This is a genomic window from Aeromonas finlandensis (genome assembly GCF_000764645.1).
Taxonomy (GTDB): domain Bacteria; phylum Pseudomonadota; class Gammaproteobacteria; order Enterobacterales; family Aeromonadaceae; genus Aeromonas; species Aeromonas finlandensis.
Genome location: NZ_JRGK01000196.1, coordinates 1 through 4964 on the forward strand (window position 1 = coordinate 1; position 4964 = coordinate 4964).

Sequence of the window (4964 nt, forward strand, 5' to 3'; positions counted from 1 at the left end):
CTGTTGACCTCGCTCTCGCGCACCCTGCTGTTTTGGGCCGCCTTTATCATGACCAGACCGCTGGGTGCCGTGGTCGGTGATTTTCTGGATAAACCGCTGGGAAGTGGTGGACTGGAATTAAGCAGATACGCCGCCTCGCTCAGTTTGCTGGCGGCCATCGCACTGCTGGTATCTCTATCTACGCTTAAAAACAGAATCGCGGTTCAGCAAAAACTGGACACGGAATAATCAGACGGTGGCACAAACAGCGTTGACGTTGTTTGTGCCACATCGCAATGGCATGGAGACAATGATGAACAACAACAATGAAATCAACGTATGGGATATCGTGGTCAGATCCTTTCACTGGTGCACAGTACTACTTTGCGTACTCAACCTGTTTATTCTCGAAGAGGGAGAGCGCAACCACCGCTATGTCGGATACACCCTGGCTGGACTGTTGGTGATCCGTATTGCATGGGGATTTGCCGGCTCTCACTATGCGAAATTCAGCCAGTGGTTTCCGACCCCAAGCCGCGTCATCGGCTATCTGAAAGCCACGCTTAAAGGTGAGCATCCCTATTATGCAGGGCACAATCCCGTTGGCTCCCTGATGATTATTCTGCTGTTGACCTGCCTGGTGGGCACCGCAGTGACCGGTATTCTGACCAACTATGAAGATCTGTTTGGCGAGGATGTGATGGAAGGAATCCATGAACGCTTTGCCACCGCATTGGAGATGGCCATTTTCGTCCATGTGATCGCCGTTATCGTCATTGACCGCCTCACCCATGGCGACTTGATCCGGGCCATGCTCACGGGTAAGAAGCGGTTACCGGAAAACAGCGATATCGTTGATAAACAGTAAATCGCCAGCCGCTACTGTCATGTTTGCTCTGGCTTGCGAAAGGCATGTCGAACCAACACGATACCCACACCCAGCATGCCACCGAGCAGGGAGGCTAACAGCAGGACCAGGGGACGCTTGGGTGTATGGTGATGGTATTCACCTGACCAACACGATGTCTCCGGTCACTCAGATGGCGGCAATGTTGGCATCAGGGTTTTCGCCTGCCACCTCTCTTGCTAGCCATCACCCCCTCTGGCCAAACTCCGCTCTTACCATAACCAATGCAGCTCAAACCAACTAAGAGGTCGCTGTCAATGTGGATAGAAAAACGGTGAATGATATGACGTGATGAACCAAATCCGAATTGGTGCTCGGTGTGACAGTTGCCCTGAAAAGATGATCCAGACCGCTCGCGCCGAAGCTGGTTGTCGGGTATACCCAGCTTCACTCGCAAGAAAAAGAGAGTCTTTTTCATCGAATAGAGCGCTATGACGTCGATGCCGCTCTTGTCCGGCGTTAGCAACGCCCCCTCACGTTGCAGAGCGGGTGCCCAATATGGCCAACAAACTGGCCTGCAACATCGAGACCTGGCGAGTCCCCATGCTCAATAGCTGAACGGATGGCATTGGCGATTGCCTGGGCAATCAGCCCATCGCCAAGGGGCTGGATTGACCAGCCCCTGTTTGTGCACCTCATCTCACTGCCGGATACAGGGATCAGAAGCGGTAGAGCAGACCCGTGGTAATGCTGGTGGAGCGAATGTCGTAAAAGTCGATCTCGGAGTCTGCATTGGCGTAGCTGGCGCTGAGGACAGCAGAGAGCGGCGCGATGCCAAACAGCTGGTGCCAGAAGAGGGTGGCATCGATAGCCATGTCACGGCTGTCGGCACGCTGGCCAAACAGCGGGTTGGCCTCGTCATAGTCGCGCTTGCCCAGATAGAGGTTGCTGACAAACGACCAGCGGGGTGAGGTCTTGGCGTAAGTGAGCTGCAACCCCTTGCTCACATAAGACTCGGCACTGCCCGCCAGATCCGCCTTCTGGTAGCGCAATGCCGGCTCGAGGAACTGATCGTCCGCCAGCCGGAACTGGTAGGAGAGCTCGGCGGAGTTGACCCGGCCATTGCGATCCAGCATCCCCATCACCGCGCGGCCATACTGCTCGCCACTGGCCTCCTCATCCACCTTGACGTCACGGCTGGTGACACTGCCACTGAGCGCGCTGCCCCAGATGTTGTCCCACGCCAGACGGGCACCATGGGAGCGCACATCGCTCTCTTGGCGTTCCACCCCCACCGCAAAGGGATCGCGCCACACCTTGACCGGGGTGGCATTGAACACCAGCGAACCGGCCACGATCCCCTTGTCCCCCAGCTGCTGGCGAAGCCCGAACTGCTGGGTACCGTCGCCGCGAATGGCATCCTGAATGAGGTTGCCCAGAAACAGCTGGCTACCGGTGGAGGCAAAGGTGTAGCGCAGATCGCCATTGATCACCGGATCAAGATGGCGCTGCTGCACGGCAGCACCCAGAGCGTCGATCCGCTCACTGCCGGCACTCCCCGTGGCAAAATTGGACTTGGTCTCGCCGACACTGGCTCCCGCCAGCACACTGCCGGAAAAACCCGACTCCCCGGGAATCGCCCCCAGCTCTTGTGCCTGAACCCCGCTTGCAACCAGCACACCCATACCCAACAGCAGACCAATACGCATCGCAACACTCCTGGCAAGCGGCCACTAACGGTGGGCCGAGCCTGATAAATAGGAGGGAGGCAGTTGCCCCCCTGAATTGAGAAGCGGCATGTTACGGCAGGGAAAAATCACAAATAAGACAGCGGGCTACGGTTTTATTTTTTATGATGGCTTTTTATTTTTTATAGGCGCAAGCAGAGGGCGACCCGGCATAATGAGTCCCCACGGTCGTGCAACACTGCGGGCTGCTCGCGCCATATTCACTCTTTTTCAACATCGGAGTACTCATGCGTCGATTCAATTTCATGCTCAATGGCAGCAGATTGATGATGTTCCCCTTCTACATTGGCATTCTCATCTGCGTGGTATTGCTGATGGTGAAATTTGCCATGCAGCTCTATCAGCTTTCTGTAAACATCCTCGAGATCCCCTATTTGGATCTTATTACCGGCGTGCTGACCCTGGTGGACTTTATACTGGTGGCCCAGATGCTGATCCTGGTGGCAATCTGCGGCTATGTGCAATTTATCCAAACGGAAGAACAGCGCGCCTCCCTTAGCAGCAACTGGCTCAGCAAGATCAACTTTGCCTCCCTCAAGCTCATCGTCATCAACTCGTTGGTGACCATCGCCGGGGTCGAGGTACTCAAAGCCTTCCTCGAAGATGGCATCATCAACGAAGTCGATATGAAGTGGTCCGTGGTGGTGTTTCTCGCCTTCTCGCTGGCCGCGCTCATCTATGCGGTGACCGAGCGGATGGCGGAGCATAAATAAATAGTCGAGCTTGATCACTGTGCTTGTTCAGCCTTGATTCACCAGCAATACAATTGATAACACTTTTCATTACTCTTACTGCGTTATAGACTTGCTCCCCCCGGGCTGCCCCGCCCGGGTGCTGGAGCCTTTATGACAACCCTTTCCCTTTCACCCCGACAATTCTGGCAGTGGCTGGCTTACCACCATCAGGCCGCCGAGGGCAGCCTCTACCTGATGTTCTTCTCCGGCCTGCTGCTGTGGGAGCCGCTGACCCCGCTCTGGTCGCTGGCACGCTGGAATCTGTTTTTGCACGTGATGCTCTCGCTCACCCTGTTCCCCCTGCTGTTTGGCGCCTTCTGGCTCTCCCACCGCGCATTGCTGAACCGTAGCAACAAACCCTTTTTGCGTATCACAGGTCGCACCATCGAGGCCTTGCTGCTGGTCTGTCTGGCCAGCGGCCTGCTGTTGGTGCTGCACGGCACTCCGGGCGATGCCATGGGCAGCCTCGCCAGCTGGGCCCACTGGCTGAGCGCGTTGGCGTTAACTCCTCTGGTGCTGCGCCACGCCTGGCGCTGGACCATCTTGAAATGGCGCACCTGATCCCATGTTGAAGTCATCATTCTCTGCATATTTGTCACCCCTGCTGGCCCTGGTCCTGCTGTTGGCAAGCCCTTTTGCGCTTGCCCAGCAGATGGGCGCCGGGATGCTCGCCTATGAGGAGGGGCAAAGCCCGCGCCTCGTCACCGCCAACCTGAGTGCAGGCTCGGTCACCCTGCTTGAGCGCGATAGCGGCAAGCGGCTGAAAGAGGTGCAGCTGGGGGGCGATCTGCGCCAGCTTGCCCGCGCCGATGACGGCACCCTGCTGGTCACCGACTACAGCGGCGCTCGCCTGCTGCTGCTGGATGATGATCTCGCTCTGGAAAAGGCGATCCCCACTGGTCATCGCCCTTATGGGGTCATCTTCGATCCCAAGCGGCAGTGGTTCTGGGTGACGCTGTTCGAATCGGCTCGTCTACAAGCCTACGACACCGCCGGCAACCTCCAGCTGGATGCAAAGACCGCCGAGACACCCCGCGGGCTGGCCCTGACCGACGATGATCGCCTGCTGCTGACCCACGCCATGACTGGCCAGCTCGCTATCTATGATCTCGCCAAGCTTGGTAACAGCGCCAAGAGCGCCGCCCTACCCAAGCCCAAGCTCATCACCCTGGCCGAGACCCACAGCGAGACGCCGAGCGACTCGCAGGGCTTGCCGCGCCTGCTGGACGGTATCGCCCTCTCCCCCGATGGCAGCGAAGCCTGGTTGCCCCATGTGCTATGGAGCTTCAGCCACCCCTTCCAGTTTCAGAGCACCGTCTTTCCGGCCGTCTCCATCATCGATCTCGATGAGGAGAAAGAGCGGGTCGATGAAAGAAAGCAGCTCTTTTTGCAGATTAATCTGCCAAGCGTCGGCAACCGCAGCCAGATCGTCTCCAACCCGTTTGCTGCGCGCTTCGCCGCCGACGGCAAGCGGGTCTATCTGACCCTGGCGGGCTCGGAAGATCTGTTGGTGTTCGATCTCTCCCGCAGCGGCAAGTCCAACAACAACCGCCACCGCCGCAAGAAGTTTCAGGGGGGCGCCAAGGCGACCCAGCTCTTGCGCCACCTGCCGGGCCAGAATCCGCGGGATCTGCTGAGCGATGGCGACCATATTCT

5 protein-coding genes and 2 pseudogenes are annotated in these 4964 nt (G+C 57.6%); 5 read left to right on the forward strand and 2 right to left on the reverse strand.

What is annotated here, in order from left to right; translation table 11 throughout:
• Both LD28_RS0112505 and LD28_RS0112510 read left to right on the forward strand, forming a co-directional pair.
• Positions 1–228, forward strand: a pseudogene (locus LD28_RS0112505) (hypothetical protein); the annotation flags it as partial.
• A 64-nt stretch (positions 229–292) separates the two neighbouring features.
• Entirely contained in the window at positions 293–847 is a 555-nt protein-coding gene (locus tag LD28_RS0112510) for a cytochrome b/b6 domain-containing protein (protein WP_033137296.1), read from the forward strand.
• A gap of 17 nt (positions 848–864) precedes the next feature.
• Here LD28_RS0112510 and LD28_RS23050 read toward each other — a convergent pair.
• Both LD28_RS23050 and LD28_RS0112515 read right to left on the reverse strand, forming a co-directional pair.
• Positions 865–969: pseudogene (locus tag LD28_RS23050) on the reverse strand (GNVR domain-containing protein); the annotation flags it as partial.
• A 576-nt stretch (positions 970–1545) separates the two neighbouring features.
• Positions 1546–2535: a DUF2860 family protein gene (locus tag LD28_RS0112515; protein ID WP_033137297.1), complete on the reverse strand. Its 990-nt coding sequence runs from the start codon at positions 2533–2535 to the stop codon at positions 1546–1548.
• Between the two features lie 266 nt (positions 2536–2801).
• Between LD28_RS0112515 and LD28_RS0112520 the strand changes: the two genes are divergently transcribed.
• From LD28_RS0112520 to LD28_RS0112530, 3 genes are all read left to right on the forward strand, one after another.
• On the forward strand, positions 2802–3287 hold the full coding sequence (locus tag LD28_RS0112520) for a YqhA family protein (protein WP_033137299.1): 486 nt from the start codon (positions 2802–2804) through the stop codon (positions 3285–3287).
• 132 nt (positions 3288–3419) lie between these two features.
• Positions 3420–3869 carry a hypothetical protein gene (locus tag LD28_RS0112525; protein WP_033137298.1) on the forward strand — a complete coding sequence of 150 codons (450 nt, stop codon included), beginning with the start codon at positions 3420–3422 and terminating at the stop codon, positions 3867–3869.
• 4 nt (positions 3870–3873) lie between these two features.
• On the forward strand, positions 3874–4964 hold a 1091-nt coding region (locus LD28_RS0112530; RefSeq protein WP_033137300.1), incomplete at its 3' end, for a YncE family protein.

Coding starts and splice junctions, on each gene's coding strand:
- LD28_RS0112510 (WP_033137296.1), top strand. CDS start 293: ATGAACAACAACAATGAAATCAACGTATGGGATATCGTGGTCAGATCC.
- LD28_RS0112520 (WP_033137299.1), top strand. CDS start 2,802: ATGCGTCGATTCAATTTCATGCTCAATGGCAGCAGATTGATGATGTTC.
- LD28_RS0112525 (WP_033137298.1), top strand. CDS start 3,420: ATGACAACCCTTTCCCTTTCACCCCGACAATTCTGGCAGTGGCTGGCT.
- LD28_RS0112515 (WP_033137297.1), bottom strand. CDS start 2,535: ATGCGTATTGGTCTGCTGTTGGGTATGGGTGTGCTGGTTGCAAGCGGG.